Source organism: Bradyrhizobium sp. 17, from assembly GCF_023073515.1.
In the GTDB taxonomy this organism is placed as follows: Bacteria; Pseudomonadota; Alphaproteobacteria; order Rhizobiales; family Xanthobacteraceae; genus Bradyrhizobium; species Bradyrhizobium canariense_D.
Window position 1 is genome coordinate 440486 of the sequence record NZ_JADPJQ010000117.1, and the last position, 15089, is coordinate 455574.

17 protein-coding genes and 1 pseudogene are annotated in these 15089 nt (G+C 63.8%); 8 read left to right on the forward strand and 10 right to left on the reverse strand.

Features of this window, described 5'->3' with window-relative positions; all coding sequences use genetic code 11:
• The first annotated feature begins 10 nt into the window (after window positions 1-10).
• The 4 genes from IVB13_RS27115 (at window position 11) to IVB13_RS27130 (ending at window position 4691) form a co-directional block, all read left to right on the forward strand.
• Entirely contained in the window at window positions 11-1078 is a 1068-nt protein-coding gene (locus IVB13_RS27115) for a glycosyltransferase (protein WP_018453402.1), read from the forward strand.
• 41 nt (window positions 1079-1119) lie between these two features.
• Entirely contained in the window at window positions 1120-2520 is a 1401-nt protein-coding gene (locus tag IVB13_RS27120; protein ID WP_018453403.1) for an O-antigen ligase, read from the forward strand.
• 65 nt (window positions 2521-2585) lie between these two features.
• Window positions 2586-3731 (forward strand): GNAT family N-acetyltransferase, encoded by a 1146-nt coding sequence (locus tag IVB13_RS27125; RefSeq protein WP_247299339.1) that lies wholly within the window; start codon window positions 2586-2588, stop codon window positions 3729-3731.
• Between the two features lie 75 nt (window positions 3732-3806).
• Window positions 3807-4691: a class I SAM-dependent methyltransferase gene (locus IVB13_RS27130; protein WP_247490915.1), complete on the forward strand. Its 885-nt coding sequence runs from the start codon at window positions 3807-3809 to the stop codon at window positions 4689-4691.
• A 3-nt stretch (window positions 4692-4694) separates the two neighbouring features.
• Here the strand turns inward: IVB13_RS27130 and IVB13_RS27135 are convergent, their stop codons facing one another.
• From IVB13_RS27135 to IVB13_RS27150, 4 genes are all read right to left on the reverse strand, one after another.
• Window positions 4695-4922, reverse strand: a complete 228-nt coding sequence (locus IVB13_RS27135; RefSeq protein WP_157642889.1) for a hypothetical protein — start codon at window positions 4920-4922, stop codon at window positions 4695-4697.
• 31 nt (window positions 4923-4953) lie between these two features.
• Complete coding sequence (wrbA, locus tag IVB13_RS27140; RefSeq protein WP_018453406.1) at window positions 4954-5553, reverse strand: NAD(P)H:quinone oxidoreductase; 600 nt, start codon at window positions 5551-5553, stop codon at window positions 4954-4956.
• 135 nt (window positions 5554-5688) lie between these two features.
• Entirely contained in the window at window positions 5689-6387 is a 699-nt protein-coding gene (locus tag IVB13_RS27145; RefSeq protein WP_018453407.1) for a pirin family protein, read from the reverse strand.
• Between the two features lie 36 nt (window positions 6388-6423).
• On the reverse strand, window positions 6424-7176 hold the full coding sequence (locus IVB13_RS27150; RefSeq protein ID WP_018453408.1) for an SDR family oxidoreductase: 753 nt from the start codon (window positions 7174-7176) through the stop codon (window positions 6424-6426).
• Window positions 7177-7293: 117 nt separating this feature from the next.
• On the opposite strand from IVB13_RS27150, the gene IVB13_RS27155 reads away from it, so the two are divergent.
• Window positions 7294-8229 (forward strand): LysR family transcriptional regulator, encoded by a 936-nt coding sequence (locus tag IVB13_RS27155; protein ID WP_085350126.1) that lies wholly within the window; start codon window positions 7294-7296, stop codon window positions 8227-8229.
• 129 nt (window positions 8230-8358) lie between these two features.
• Here the strand turns inward: IVB13_RS27155 and IVB13_RS27160 are convergent, their stop codons facing one another.
• Complete coding sequence (locus IVB13_RS27160) at window positions 8359-8616, reverse strand: hypothetical protein (protein WP_026232525.1); 258 nt, start codon at window positions 8614-8616, stop codon at window positions 8359-8361.
• Window positions 8617-8770: 154 nt separating this feature from the next.
• Here IVB13_RS27160 and IVB13_RS27165 point away from each other — a divergent pair, with 154 nt between their 5' ends.
• Window positions 8771-9754: a tripartite tricarboxylate transporter substrate binding protein gene (locus IVB13_RS27165; RefSeq protein ID WP_018453411.1), complete on the forward strand. Its 984-nt coding sequence runs from the start codon at window positions 8771-8773 to the stop codon at window positions 9752-9754.
• Window positions 9755-9849: 95 nt separating this feature from the next.
• Window positions 9850-10206: a hypothetical protein gene (locus tag IVB13_RS27170; RefSeq protein ID WP_018453412.1), complete on the forward strand. Its 357-nt coding sequence runs from the start codon at window positions 9850-9852 to the stop codon at window positions 10204-10206.
• Between the two features lie 68 nt (window positions 10207-10274).
• On the opposite strand, the pseudogene IVB13_RS27175 reads toward IVB13_RS27170, so the two are convergent.
• The 4 genes and pseudogenes from IVB13_RS27175 to IVB13_RS27190 form a co-directional block, all read right to left on the reverse strand.
• Window positions 10275-11115 (reverse strand): annotated as a pseudogene (locus tag IVB13_RS27175) (adenylate/guanylate cyclase domain-containing protein).
• A gap of 55 nt (window positions 11116-11170) precedes the next feature.
• On the reverse strand, window positions 11171-11638 hold the full coding sequence (locus IVB13_RS27180) for a YbaK/EbsC family protein (RefSeq protein ID WP_018453414.1): 468 nt from the start codon (window positions 11636-11638) through the stop codon (window positions 11171-11173).
• A gap of 21 nt (window positions 11639-11659) precedes the next feature.
• Complete coding sequence (locus tag IVB13_RS27185; protein WP_018453415.1) at window positions 11660-12409, reverse strand: haloacid dehalogenase type II; 750 nt, start codon at window positions 12407-12409, stop codon at window positions 11660-11662.
• Between the two features lie 92 nt (window positions 12410-12501).
• Window positions 12502-13512 carry an NAD(P)-dependent alcohol dehydrogenase gene (locus tag IVB13_RS27190; protein WP_026232526.1) on the reverse strand — a complete coding sequence of 337 codons (1011 nt, stop codon included), beginning with the start codon at window positions 13510-13512 and terminating at the stop codon, window positions 12502-12504.
• A gap of 84 nt (window positions 13513-13596) precedes the next feature.
• Here IVB13_RS27190 and IVB13_RS27195 point away from each other — a divergent pair, with 84 nt between their 5' ends.
• Complete coding sequence (locus IVB13_RS27195; protein ID WP_018453417.1) at window positions 13597-13944, forward strand: MerR family transcriptional regulator; 348 nt, start codon at window positions 13597-13599, stop codon at window positions 13942-13944.
• Between the two features lie 112 nt (window positions 13945-14056).
• Here the strand turns inward: IVB13_RS27195 and IVB13_RS27200 are convergent, their stop codons facing one another.
• Complete coding sequence (locus tag IVB13_RS27200; RefSeq protein ID WP_247299343.1) at window positions 14057-14941, reverse strand: amidohydrolase family protein; 885 nt, start codon at window positions 14939-14941, stop codon at window positions 14057-14059.
• Window positions 14942-15089: the final 148 nt, after the last annotated feature.

Below are 15089 nucleotides of genomic sequence, written 5' to 3' on the forward strand. Positions count from 1 at the left end.
ATGGACACCAGTGCCCGCAAAGACATTCGACTACGATCCCGACGATATGGTCCTCAACCTGTTCTACGAGGACAAGGATGATCGCTGGTTTCCCGGCGACCGGCATCTGCGGCGCATGGCGCGTCGCATGCTGCTTGGCGAGCCGCGCATGAGCGGGCAGCTGCGCGTGTTCCTCAATCTCTGTGCGGGGCTCGATCGGCTCGGTATCCGCTATCGCGTCAACGACTATGGCTACATCGCGCGGCATCCGGGCGAACTCGCCTGCATCATCGGCCGCACCTTCTTGCTCGACAAGTTCGCCTGGAAAAATCCGATCCTGCTCGGCGTCGCCGCCCACAATCATCCGCTCGACGATCCCGACCTGTTCAAGCGCCTGCCGGTGAAGAAGGTCGTGGTGCCCGGCCCGTGGTACGCCGACATGTATCGGCCGCATTGGCCCGACACGGAGGCCTGGCCGATCGGCATCGACACGGATCTCTGGGCACCGCCGGCGACGTCGCAGAAGAGCGTCGACGTCCTGATCTACGACAAGGTGCACTGGGACCGCGATCGCTACGCGGCGGAGCTGATCGAGCCCGTCCGCGCCCGGCTCACGAGGGAAGGCCGCTCGTTCGCCGAGCTGCGTTACGGCAGCTACAAGGAAGAAGACTATCGGGCCGCGCTCGCGCAATCGCGTGCGATGATCTTCCTCTGCCAGAACGAGAGCCAGGGCATCGCCTATCAGCAGGCATTGTCTTGCGGCGTGCCGGTGCTGGCCTGGGATCCAGGCGGGCCGTGGCGAGACCCCGACTACTATCCGCATCGGGTCCAATTCGCGCCGGTGTCGTCGGTGCCGTACTGGGACGATCGTTGCGGCGCCAAGTTCGTCGACATCGCCGGGTTTGAGGCGGGCTGGGATGATTTCTGGGCCGGGTGCGCCGCCGATACGTTCGATCCCCGCGGTTTCGTGCTGGACAACCTGACGCTGGAACAGCGCGCGCTTCAATATTACGAGATCGCGCGGAGCATCGTGCGGCAGCAGGCGGTGCCGCAGCGCCCCGCTGGACTGGTTGACGGATGCTTAACAGGGATCGGCTAAGACTTCGAGCTTCCCCCGGGCTTCACCACCAGCCTTGAGCCATGGATCGCAGCGCCATTGACATGACCGACGTCGAGGCCCGATCGTTCGGCGGCGTCCTGCGCGATGGGCTTGCAGGGGTCGACGCCGTGCGGGCGGCGCGCTGCCTCGTCGCAGTCGCAGCGCTGCTCCTCGTGCTGGTGACGCTCGATCCGTTTCCCGACCTGCGCAGCGAGGATGTCACCACCGTCGTCGGCGGACGAATGGCGCTCACTTATGTCGCCTGGGGCCTGCTGGCCGCGCTCGCAGTCCTGTTGGTCGCCGCAACGGATGCGCCCGCGCTTAAGACGCTGGTGACGCCGCTGCATCTCTGCCTGGTCGGCTGGCTGTTGATCAGCATCGTCTTCTCCGAGAATCGCGGAGTCTCGATGCAGCGCTTCATGCTCGCAGCCAGCGTGATGTCGCTCGCGGTGCTGTTGCCGTTGCTGCCGCCGACGCAGCGCAGCTTCAACCTGTGCCTCGGCGGCGCCGCCCTCGTACTGCTTGCGCTCTGCTATCTCGGCGTCTTCGTGGCGCCGCAATACTCGATCCACACCGCACTCGACGTCACCGAGCCGCAGTTGGCCGGCGACTGGCGCGGCAGCTTTGGTCACAAGAACATCGCTTCGCCGGTGATGACCATCCTGATTTATGTCGGCATTTACCTGTCTGCCATTGGTTCGTTCTTGATGGGGCCGGCCATCGCCGCGCTGGCTGGAATCTTCCTGATCTTCACCGGCGGCAAGACGTCGTCGGTACTGTGCCTTGCGATTTATGCGCTCGCCTCGCTGGTCTGCGTGACGCCGGGCCTGTGGCTGAAGCGGATCATCTGCTTCGTGCCGCTGATCGCGATGAACCTGCTGACGGTCGGCAGCGTCATGAGCCCGGCGCTCGGAGCGATGACGCGGCTGCTTCCGCTCGATCCCACCTTCACCGGCCGTTCCGCCATCTGGGAGTTCGCGCTCGCAGCTGTCGCGGAGAAGCCGATCATCGGTCACGGCTACGCCGCGTTCTGGGACGACGTGACCGCGCGGCAGACCGCCCAGGGCGCCGAATGGGCGACGAGCGCGGCGCACAGCCACAACAGCTATCTCGACCTCGCGGTCACCATCGGCCTGCCGGGGCTGTTGCTGGTGATCCTCGTCTTCGTGCTCGCGCCGCTCGGCAATTTCCAGACGGCCCGAACTCACAACCGCAGCGGTGCGTTGGCAAAGCTGTTCCTGACCGTATGGCTGTTCGGCCTGTATTACGGGGCCACCGAGACCTTCTTGCTCGAACGGCAAAATCCGATCTGGTTCATGTTCACTGTTGCCGTGGCCGGCCTGCACTTCCTGGCCAGGTTCCAATGCGTCGCGGAAATGGAACCGGACGACTTGTCGCAGCCGGTGCCGCCGCAATGGCATCGGCTTAACGATAAGCTGTGAGCTCACTTGTGGCCGCGACAAAACATAATCTATCTGGAAACGCCCAGTAATCGTATGTCCCGCGGATGACGATCCTCAGCGTCGAGCAACCAGATGGTCTTGTGTCCAGCGCGTCGGCAATCGCGGTCGATTTCGTGCGTGATTGGCCGCGGGCCGCATCGCGCCTGAACGCAGGCCATCGCACTGCATTCCAGCATGGCTACTGGCTCGGCGCCTGGTACGAGGCGTTCCACGATCTCTCGCCGCTGATTGCATTGATCTCCGATGCCACGACCGGCAGGGACATCGCAATCGTGCCGATGATCAGCCACCTCAGGCGCGGCATCCGCATCGTCGAATTCGCCGATCTCGGCGTTTCCGACAACAACGCGCCGATCCTGGCGCTCGATGCCGCGTTGGACGCGGCGGCGGCGGATGCGATCGGCACGGCGCTGATCGACGCATTGCGCGCATTGCCGGACCGCTTCGATTTGCTGCGCCTGAAGAAGATGCCGGCCCAGATCGGCGGCAACCCGAACCCGCTGGTGTCGCTCGGCCGGATCGGGTCCTGCTCGCTCAACGGCAACCTCGTGCTGACCGGCGACGACTATGAAGATTACCAGGCCTCGATCAAGCGCATGCAGATGCCACGCTGCTGGCGCGTCTTCAACCGTCACGCCGGCGCGCGATTCGAGATCGCCACCGATGTCGCGCGTGCGCGCGAGCTGCTGGACGTGATGGATGCCCAGCAGCAGGCGCGCATGCGAAAGCTCGGCTCGCGCTTCGTCCTCAACGACGAAACCCATGCGCAGTTCTATCGCGAGGTCGCGCGTCGGGGCGTCGCGAACGGTTATGCCGTCATCTCGGCGCTGGTTTGCGACGAGGCCATTGTCGCCACCGCGCTCGGCGTCAGGTTCGGTGAGACCTATTTCCTGCTGCGCATCAGCCACACCGGCGATTCCTGGTCGAACTGCTCGCCGGGGCTGCTCGTGACCGAGCGCACTATGGCGGCGCTGCATGCGGAAGGCGTGCGCCGTTTCGACCTCAGCATCGGCAACCAGGACTACAAGCGCCGCTTCGGCGCCGAGCCGGTGCCGCTGACGGATGTCAGCGTCGCGCTGTCCTGGCGCGGCATGCCCTTCGCGTGGCGCGACCACGCCGCGCAGGGCCTGCGTCGTCACCCCAGGCTTGCCGCCTTTGCGGCGCAGGCGATGGGCAAGAGGACGCGCTGACGCGCCGCCCTGGATTGTAGGGTCACTCGATTATCGCAATCGTTGTGTTATCGTCGCCTGTTTCCCGGAGGCGACATGGAAGATCGTTCGGCAAAATATCGCGCATTCTATGCACAGTTGATCAGCGCCGCGGCGAGGGCCGCGGACCCCCGTATCGAAGAAGCGTTTCGCACCGTCAGGCGCGAGACGTTCGCCGGACCCGGGCCGTGGTCGATCTCGGTTGGCGGCCACCCCTATGTTGTCACACCCGATGATGATCCCGCTTTCCTCTATCAGAACACGCTGCTCGCGCTCGACAGCGCGCGGGGTCTCAATATCGGGATGCCCGGCGCGCACGCCTATTGGCTCAGCGGTTGCGCGGTGAAGGAAGGCGAGACTGTGATCCAGATCGGCGCGGGGAGCGGCTATTACACCGCAATCCTCGCGCATCTCGTCGGCCCCGGCGGCCGCGTCCATGCCTACGAGATCGACGAACGTCTGGCAGGCCTCGCGCGCGAGAATCTGAAGGACATCGCCCATACGGACGTGCGGGATCGATCGGGCATCGCGTCCGATCTTCCCAAAGCCGACGTGATCTATGTCTGCGCGGGTGCGGCGCAGCCGGCCACCGAATGGCTCGATGCCTTGCTGCCCGGTGGGCGGCTGGTGTTTCCACTCGCGCCCGAAGGCATGATCGGCGGCATGTTGATGATCACGCGCCCCGACGAGGGGGCGGTCTGGCCCGCCAAATTCCTCGGGCGTGCCCAATTCATCGGCTGCGCGGGATTGCAGAACGCGAATGCCGCCCGGCGACTGGCCGAGGCGTTCGCAAGGGGGTGGGAGGGCGTGCAGTCGTTGCGGAGAGAGGGCGCTCCCGACGAGACCTGCTGGTTCGCCGGTGAGGGCTGGTGGCTGTCGACAGCGCCGGCGCCTGTCGCGACTGCGCCCATTAAGCCCAACGCGGACATCACGCAGGCCTAGTGGCTAGAGCATCATGACTTCGCGCAGCCGGCACAGTGAAAGCGGCCGCGTGAGGCCTTGAACAGGCTCCGGCAATACCAGCGCCGCGCCAGCGCCTGAGCGGGCCTGCGGATCATCTGCGCGATCAACAAGAGTTCGAAAGCCATTCGTATCGCTTTTGGTGAAATATCCTGGCCACAGAGATGGGGCGGCATCTCCAGAAGAGAATGCCGCCCAGATCGCACCTGCCATGCAGTGGTTCGGACGTAAAGCTTAACCGCGCTCAGCCGTGCAGCTTCCTGGCTGTCTCCGCGATCTGGCGGCCCTGATAGCGTGCGCCGGCGAGCTCGTTGGCGCTGGGCTGCCGGCTGCCGTCGCCTCCGGTGATCGTGGTGGCGCCGTAAGGCGCGCCGCCGGTGACCTCGTCGAGCTTCATCTGGCCGGCAAAGCCGTAATTCAGGCCGACCACGACCATGCCGAAATGCAACAGGTTGGTGATGATCGAGAACAGCGTCGTCTCCTGACCACCATGCTGGGTCGCGGTCGCCGTGAAGGCGCCGCCGACTTTGCCGTGCAGCGCGCCCTTGGCCCAGAGACCGCCGGCCTGGTCGAGGAAGTTCGCCATCTGCGAGGCCATGCGGCCGAAGCGGGTGCCGGTGCCGACAATGATCGCGTCGTAATTGGCGAGGTCGTCGATCGTGGCGACGGGGGCGGCCTGGTCGAGCTTGTAATAGGACGCCTTGGCGACCTCGGCCGGCACCAGCTCGGGTACGCGCTTGATGTCGACGGTGGCACCGGCTTCGCGCGCGCCTTCGGCAACGGCATTGGCCATCGTTTCGATGTGGCCATAGGCGGAATAATACAGGACGAGAACTTTGGTCATGATGTCTCCGATGGGATTGAGTGAGTGCTTTTTTTGGGTCGTCATGCCCGGGCTCGTCCCGGGCATCCACGTTCTTGTTCGCTCGTCGCGGGGCGTGGATGGCCGGGACAAGCCCGGCCATGACAGAGAGAGCCGTTACGCCGCGTCGACGAGCACGATCTCGGAATCTTCGAGTGCCGTGATTTTCAGCCTGTCCTCGTCGCGGATCGCGGCGCCGTCGCGGGCGTTGACGCGCACGCCGTTAATTTGGACTGACCCCGCCGCGGGCACCAGATAAAGGTGCCGCGACTTGTGCGGCACGTACTCGGCGCTCTCACCGGCCTTCAGCGTGGTGGCGAGCACCCGCGCATCGGCGCGGATCGGCAGCGCGTCCGTGTCATGCTCGAAGCCGCTCGCGATGGTGACGAGCTTGCCCGAGCGGTCTCCTTTCGGAAACGGCTTCGAGCCCCAGGTCGGCTGCCCGCCGCGCGCGGTCGGCTCGATCCAGATCTGGAAGATGCGTGTCTTGGTCGACTCGAGATTGTACTCGGAGTGGCGGATGCCGCTGCCGGCGCTCATCACCTGCACGTCGCCCGCTTCGGTGCGGCCTTCGTTGCCGAGGCTGTCCTGATGGGTGATCGCGCCCTCGCGCACATAGGTGATGATTTCCATGTTGGCGTGGGGATGGGCGGGAAAGCCGGTGTTCGGCGCGATCTCGTCGTCGTTCCAGACCCGCAAGGCGCCGTGACCCATGTTGTCGGGGTCGTAATGGCTTGCGAAGGAGAAATGATGCTTGGCATTGAGCCAGCCGTGATCGGCGCCGCCGAGCTTTGCGAAGGGTCTGAGTTCGATCATCTGCGTAATTCCTTGTTTTGGCGGATGGCGCCTTGATCAGGCGCCAAAACCGCCGTCGACGTTGAGCACCGTGCCGGTGACGAAGGAGGCTTCCGGACTTGCGAGGAACACGACGCCAGCCGCGACTTCCTCGGGGCGGCCGAAGCGCTGCAACGCGTGCTGCTTGCGCTGGGTCTCGGCGAACTCGCCGCCGTCCTTCGGGTTCATGTCAGTGTCGATCGAGCCGGGCTGCACCACATTCACGGTGATGCCGCGTGGGCCGAGGTCGCGCGCTGCGCCCTTGGTGTAACCGACCACGGCGGCCTTGGTGGCGACGTAGTCCGCAAGACCCGGGAACGAGGCGCGATCGGCGAGCATCGAGCCGACGGTGACGATGCGGCCGCCTTCGCCCATCAATTGCGAAGCGGCGCGGATCGCAGCGATCACGCCATGCACGTTGATGGCATCCTGGCGGGCGAGCGCTTCGGTGTCGGCATTGGCGTCATCGATCGCACCGCCGCTCGCGACGCCGGCATTGTTGACGAGGATGTCGAGATGGCCGAACTCCTTCGCGACGTCGTTGACGAGCTGCGTCACGTCCTTGGCCGAGGCCTGGTCCGCCTTGAAGGCGCGGGCATTGACGCCTCGGGCCTTCAACTCGGTGACGACGGCTTCCGCCTTTTCGGGAGAGGCAACGTAGCTGATCGCGACATCCGCGCCTTCATCGGCGAGGGCGCGAGCAGAGGCCGCGCCGATACCGCGCGAGCCACCAGTGACGAGGGCAACCTTGCCTGAGAGCTTCTTGGTCATTGGATTTCTCCATTCCTGAATTTCTGATGACCCTTGGATAAGCCTCTGTTTGTGGTATAGAAATAGAAACTGTCGAAACACATTGTTTCCTTAAACATCCCAATTGGATCCGCCCTCATGGCCAAACTCCCCGATTTCGAGGCGCTCGCGATTTTCGCAAAAGTCGTGGAATTACGGTCGTTTGCGGGGGCCGCTGGTGAGCTCGCGATGTCCAAGGCAACGGTGTCCAAGGCGGTCACGCGCCTCGAAGAGCGGCTCGGCGCCCGGCTGTTCAACCGCACCTCACGCCGGCTCGCGCTGACCGATGCCGGGCATAAGCTCGCCGAGCGTGCGACGCGCCTGCTGTCCGACGGCGAGGCGGCGGAGAACGAGGCGCTGGCGCAATCGGTCGCACCGCGCGGCCTCGTGCGGCTCGCCGTGCCCATGACATTCGGGATCAAGGCGGTGGCGCCGCTGCTGCCGGAGTTCTTCGAGGCGTATCCGGAGGTCTCGGTCGATCTGCACTTGAGCGATGCGACCATCGATTTGATTGGCGAGGGCTTCGACATGGCGGTGCGGATCGCGCGGCTGCCGGATTCCTCGCTGATCGCCCGCCGGCTCTTCACCATGCCGCGTTTCACGGTGGCCGCGCCGTCATATCTCGAGCAACACGGGCGGCCGACGCATCCGATGCATCTGGCCGAGCACAAATGCTTCAGCTACGCCTATCTCTCCACGCCCAACGTCTGGCACTACACCAACTCGGCCGGCGAGCAGGCCAGCGTACGTCCGGGCGGACAGCTCCGCGTCAACAACGGCGAAGCGGTGATGCCGGCGCTGATCGCCGGCCTCGGCATCGCCGACCTTCCGGAATTCATCGTCGGTGACGCCATCTCCTCCGGCGAGGTCGAAGTGATCCTGAAGGACTGGAAGCAGGTCGAAGGCGCCGTGCATCTGGTGACGCCACCTGGCGGCCCGCGCCCCGCGCGCGTCGAGGCGCTCGGTGATTTTCTCGCGGCGAAGCTGCCGGGGACGTGCAAGCGGCGAGTGCGCGGAAAGGCAAAGCCGTCTTAGAAAAGCCGTCGTAGAGCGAGCGGCTTCATCGACCTCCATCATTGCGAGGAGTGAAGCGACGAAGCAATCCAGAATGTCTCCGCGGAGGTATTCTGGATTGTTTCGCTGCGCTCGCAATGACGGGTTGGACTAAGACACCTTCTCACCATTACGCACCACAATTCGCAAGCTCGGCTTCAACGTCTCCTCCAGTTGCGACTTCAAATCATGAACACGCGGATCGCGCGAACGCTTCGCGCAGACCGCGTATTGGTGCACGGATTGCGCCAAGGCGCGTCGCGCTTCCGGCGTTCGCGTCACGTCCGGCTTTGAAAGCCGCAAGACGATGGCGGCGAGATTCACCAGCATCTCGTCCAGCGCCACGTCAATGGTCTGAAGTCTATTCATCGCTCCACTCCCTGGGAGGCAACGGTGAGCCCAGGGGGGCGTTCCTGACCGGGCGGAACATGGATAATGCTTCGTTAATCCCGCCGCGCGGCTTGTTCTTGCGGACGGTCACGCTAGGCTGGCAGCGAAATAAGAAAACAGGGGGAAATCTGCCATGGATCGACGCGATGTCCTGCGCGCGGCTGCCGCATTGCCGTTGTTGCCTGTGTTGTCGAGCGCGGCTTTCGCGCAAGCCTATCCCTCTCGCAACGTCACCATGATCGTGCCGTTTCCGGCCGGCGGCCAGGCGGATCTTGCGGCGCGCCCCGTCGCACAGGCGCTGGAGCGAATCCTCGGCAAGGCGGTCATCGTCGACAACCGCGCCGGCGGTGGCGGTGGATCCGTCGGCAATGCCGCGGCGGCGCGCGCCGAGCCCGACGGCTACACGCTGCTGATGACGCTGTCCTCGCTCGCGGTGCTGCCCGAGGCCGACCGGCTGTTCGACCGTCCGGTCGCCTACGAGCTCTCGCAGTTCATGCCGATCGCGCGGGTGCTGGCCGATCCCACGCTGCTCGCGGTGCCCGCCTCGGCGCCATGGAAGACCGCGCAGGATTTCGTCGAGGATGCCAGGAAGCGTCCCGGCCAGATCACCTACGGCTCATCGGGGCCTTACGGCACGCTGCACGTGGCGATGGAGATGTTTGCGAGCAGCGCCGACATCAAGCTGCTGCATGTGCCGTTTCGCGGCGCCGGACCGGCGCTCACCGCGCTGCTCAGCGGCACCGTGCAGGCGATCGCCGCCGCACCGGGAACGCTGAAGCCGCAAGTGGAGGACGGCAAGCTGCGCGTGCTCGGCAATTGCGGCGCCAAGCGCGTCGCAAGCTTCCCCGATGTGCCGACCTTCCAGGAGCTCGGTTACAAGGACGTCGAGATGTACATCTGGGCCGGACTCTTTGCACAGAGTGCTCTTCCCGCGCCGATCGCGACTCGCCTGCGCGAGGCGATGGCGCAGGTGATGACGAGCCCCGACGTGCTCAAGGCCTTCGAAACGTCGGGCAGTCTCGTTGCCTATCAGGACGCGCCGGCGTTTGCCGAGTTCGTGGCGGTCGACAGCGCGCGGCTGATTGCTGCGGTGAAGAAGATCGGCAAGGTCGAATAGGTTCCTGGCCCATTTTCACAATTTTTTGTTGGTCCAGAACCTCTCCGCGTCTCATTGATTGAACAGAATTCGAGAGACTCGCGAAGGAATCGGACATGCGAACAGAGCGGATCGCGCTGGGTGTGGCGCTTGCAATCGGCGGCATCGTCGCGCAAGGCGCTGCATCCGCTGAAGAGTATCGCGGAACCATGGAGCAGCAGATGGCCTGCACGCCGGATGTGTGGCGGCTGTGCAGCGATCAGATCCCTGATGTGAGCCGCATTACGGCCTGCTTGCGGCAGAATACGCCCCAGCTCTCCAGCGGCTGTCGCGCGGTGTTCCAGTCCAACAACCAGATGCCGCCGCAGCAGCAGGTTCCGGGCAATCGCGCCGCGCCGGCGCCGCGATACAACAATGTGCCGCCACCACCTCCGCAGGCGCAGCCGCGGCCTTATGACGATAGCGACGAGTAGTGCTGCCCAAGCATGATCGGGGCGCGCGCGCGCAGCAGTGGGCGCGAAGCGCGGTTGTGCCGCCTCGTTCAGCGCTCGCCCTTGCCGTCCGACTCAGGTCGATCCCGGAGCGCCGTCCGCATGATGGCGCCGAAGAGCAAAGCTGCCACCGGCCAATGGAACCAGATCTTGTGCATGCCGGTGAAAATATTGATCAGAATCAGAAAGGCCGACACCGTGAGGGCCGCCGCAACCGGGCGGGGCAGCTTCGCCAGTCCGTCTGAAACGAAGCCCATCCAATTGGATGACTCGGATCTGTCGCGGTGCGCGGCGTCAGTTTGCGAGCCCGCACTTGCGGTCTGAGATGTCAGGCGTTCGCCAGGCGGAAAGCTCCGTGCTTGAGCGGCTTGGCCGCTCATGGTCACACGATAGCTGGTCACGGGGAGCAATGTTTTTCATTGGACGCTGGCCGAGGCAGTCGAAGCCAACAGATAATTTGTTGTGCACCTGATCATAGGCGGAGCTGGAGATCACGATACCACCGGGTTCGGCAAGTTCTTGCAGACGCGCCGCGATATTGACCCCGTCTCCATAGAGGTCGGAACCATCCACCATCACATCGCCGAGATTGATGCCGATGCGAAACCGCATCGGGGGAGGTGGGCCCGAATCCTGGTTGGAAATTTCCTGCTGAATCTCGACCGCACACTGCACGGCTTCCACGACGCTGGCGAATTCGGCGATGACGGCATCGCCCCAGGTATTCACGATCCGGCCGTCATGGCGCTCCACCAATCGCGCGATGGCCGTGCGATAGCGGCGGAGTGTCTCCAGCGTTCCCGCCTCGTCTGCTTCCATGAGACGAGAATAGCCGTGCACATCAGCGCATAGCACGGTGGTCAGCCGCCGTTTGACCTTATCATCGGGCATGGTCCGTACATTAGCGTCCCTGACCGGCAAATGCATCAGGCATCCCCCAGCTGCCTTACGGCCTGACTTCGCAGACATCGACCCATTCAGCCCGGGTCAGCTCCGCCATCCGCTCCGGCGTGATGCGCACGGCGCTGTGGGTCGAGCCGGCGGCCGGCACCACCACGTCGAACGCTTTCAGCGAGACGTCGCAATAGACCGGCAGCGGCGCCTTTAATCCGAACGGGCAGACGCCGCCGACCTCGTGGCCGGTGATCTCGGCGACCTCTTCCAGTCCCAGCATTTTCGGCTTGCCGCCGAACGCCGCCTTCACCTTCTTGTTGTCCATGCGCGAAGTGCCGGCCGCGACGATCAGGATCACGCGCTCGCCGATCCGCAACGACAGCGTCTTGGCAATCCGTCCGGGCTCGACGCCATAAGCCTCGGCGGCCAGCGGCACTGTCGCGGAGCTGATCGGGGATTCGATAACTGATATGTCGGGGGCTTTCTCGGCGAAGAAGGCGCGAACGGATTCCAGGCTCATTCAGGTCGGCTCATTCCAGACTTACCGTTGGGCGGCGATGCCTAAGCAACTTGGCAGTTCCGAGAGCGCCCGGACGCGATGATCCGGCGCAAAGCCGAGCTCGTCCATCTGGGTGCGGATCGCCTTAAACATCGTCAGCGGTGCCACGAGTTCGTTCTCGACGCAAGCCAGCGCCATCGCTTCCGGCGTCACCCGTTCGATCCAGGCAACGTTCAGTCCGAATGCTTTCGCGCCCGCGACATCCCAGGGATTGGAGGAGACGAACAGCACCTCGTCAGGCGCGGTGCCGAGCACCTCGCCGATCAGCTCATAGGCCTCCGGGCTCGGCTTGAAGATCTTCTTCTCGTCGACGCTGATCGTGGCGTCGAGCAGGGCGTCGAGGCCGGAGTTGCGCACGAGCGCATTCAGCATGTCCGGACTGCCGTTGGAGAGGATGGCGAGCTTTCGCGGTTTCAGAGCCGTGAGCGCCGCCGTCGCATCCGGATAGAGATCGAGATGAAGGTACTTCTCGACGACGCGCTCGAATGCCTCATTCTCGTAAGCGAGCCCGAGCACGCGCAGCGTATAGGCAAGCGAGTCGCGCGTGATGGCTGCAAAGTCCTGGTAGCGCCGCATCAGCGAGCGCAACCAGGTGTATTCGAGCTGCTTGATTCGCCAGATCTGCGTGATGATCTCACCGTAGCCCGGAAACGCATCCTCGGTGGTCTCGGCGACCGACTGGATATCGTAAAGCGTTCCGTAGGCATCGAAGACAACGGCTTTGAGACTCAATTGACCTGTCCTCCGGGATCGTTGCGGTCCACGGACTATACAAGGCGCCGCGGTATCGATCCAACACGGAAACGCGAACTGAGCCCTCGCTTTTAAAGCCTGATCACGATCTTGCCGAAGTGTGAGCCGGTCCGCAGGTGCGCATACGCTTCGGGAACGTCGTCGAAGTCGTAGACCCGATCCACGATCGGGTGGATCGCGTGTTCGGTCAGGAAGCGATTCATCGCGGCAAAGTGTTCGACCGATCCGACGGTGACACCAATGATGTCGGCATTCTCCCACTGCAGGCGCGCGAGGTCGGGCTTGGGACCGAACCCCGTCAAGACACCGATCTGGACGATCTTGCCACCCGAAGCGACCGATCGCAGCGATCGGTCATAAGTGCCGGGACCGCCGAGTTCGAGGATGTGACTGGCACCTGCGCCATTCGTCGCCTTCATGAGGACGACATCCCAGTCAGGGGTGTCGCGGTAGTTGATGAGGATCGAGCCGCCCAGCGCCTTGGCGCGGGCGAGTTTTTCATCCGAGGAGGATATCACGATCGCACGCGCCCCCAGCGCCGCTGCGAATTGAAGCCCGAACAGCGCGACGCCGCCTGTTCCCTGGACCAATAGCGTGTCGCCTTTGTGCATCCCGCCGCGTGCGATGAGGCCATGGAAAGCCGTGACGCCGGCACAGGGCAGGGTCGCTGCCTCCACCGCGGACAGATGGGCCGGCACTGAGACCAGCGCGGTCGCCGGCAGCACGACATACTCAGCCAGCATTCCGTCCATCGTGTTGCCACCGAGGGATGACGGAATATAGCTGGACTTGAACGGCCCCGAGATCCAATCGCGGAAGAACGACGCAGCGACGCGGTCTCCGAGTCGCCATTGCGCGACGCCGGCGCCGATGGCGTCAACGACACCCGCACCGTCGGAGAGTGGCACGCGGCCGTTGATCTCGCCTTGGCCTGCACGGTCGAGGATCAGGAGGTCGCGGTAATTCAGACTTGCCGCTTCGACCCGAATGCGGACCTCGCCATTGGCGGGTTCGGGTTTGCTGATTTCGGCGCGCGCAAGGCGGCCAGCACCAGCATGGCCATTCAAATGGTAGGCTTTCATCGTTGCTCCCTTCACAAGTGGCATTCACTTGGACGAGCAAAGTCTTTAGGGTCTGACAGTGCTGTCAGGGTCAAGGGGCTTCAGATGAAAATCGGCGAACTCTCCCGGCGGACGGGGGTCAGCGTCCGAATGCTGCGCTACTACGAAGGCGAAGGACTGCTCACGCCGCTGCGGACGAACTCCGGCTATCGCGACTATGGCTTGGCCGAAGAGGAAACCGTACGGCGCACCAAGATGCTCGGCGGCGCGGGAATGACGCTCGAAACCATCAAGCGGTTGCTCCCATGCGTGAGGAACAACGATCCAGCTTTCACGCCGTGCAACGAGCTGCGAAAAATACTCACTCAGCAGGTCGGCCTGATCGACGAACGTATCGAGACGCTCAGCCAAAGCCGGACAATCCTGGCCGGCTTCCTCGCAGGCGTGAACTGATCGCATAACATAGCCATCAGATTCACCGCGCCAAAGTCTTAGGCCCTCAGGGCCGGAGCATGAGGGCTTCGATAGCAGCGTCGAAGCCCTCGATGCGCTGACGAGTACGCGCCTAGATCCCCAGCAGCTTGCGCGCGTTGGCCTTCAGCACCTTCGGCCGGATCTCGTCGCGGATCTCGATCTTGGCGAAATCCGACAGCCAGCGGTCGGGCGTGATCACCGGCCAGTCCGAACCGAACAGCATCTTGTCCTGCAGGATCGAGTTGATGTAGCGCACCAGGATCGGCGGGAAATATTTCGGCGACCAGCCCGAGAGGTCGATGTAGACGTTGGGCTTGTGGGTCGCGACCGACAGCGCCTCTTCCTGCCAGGGGAAGGAGGGATGGGCGAGAATGATCTTGAGCTCGGGGAAATCGGCCGCGACGTCGTCCATGTACATCGGGTTGGAATATTTCAGCCGCATGCCCATGCCACCGGGCATGCCCGAGCCGACGCCGGTCTGGCCGGTGTGGAACAGCGCGATCGCGCCGCCATTGTTGATCTCTTCATAGAGCGGATAGGCCATGCGGTCGTTGGCGTAGAAGCCCTGCATGGTTGGGTGGAATTTGAAGCCGCGCACCCCGTATTCCTCGATCAGCTTGCGCGCCTCGCGCACACCGAGCTTGCCCTTGTGCGGGTCGATCGAGACGAAGGGGATGAGAACGTCGAGATGGTCGGAGGCGATCTCCAGCATCTCCTCATTCTTGTAGCGGCGGAAGCCGGTCTCGCGCTCGGCGTCGACCGGGAAGATCACCGCGGCGATGTTCTTGGACCGATAGTAGGCGGCGGTCTCCGGCACGGTCGGCGGATGCTTGTGCGGCGACTTGAAATAGTCCGCCATCTGCGCCTGGAAGTCGTCATAGCCGTCGTCGGGATGGGTGCCGCAGGGCTCCTCGGCGTGGGTGTGGATGTCGATGGCAACGACGTCGTCGATGTTCGGCAGCTTCAGCTTCGGCATGGGTTTCCTCCCGACGGGTTGTCGAATTGATTATATGATATAACGAATTTGGCAAGGCATTGTGGGGACAAGGCGTTGTGGGATCGGCGTCGTCCGAGATGATTGAGCCCGATCCGGCCGCTTCTACTTTGCATCGGGTTGTTTTCCT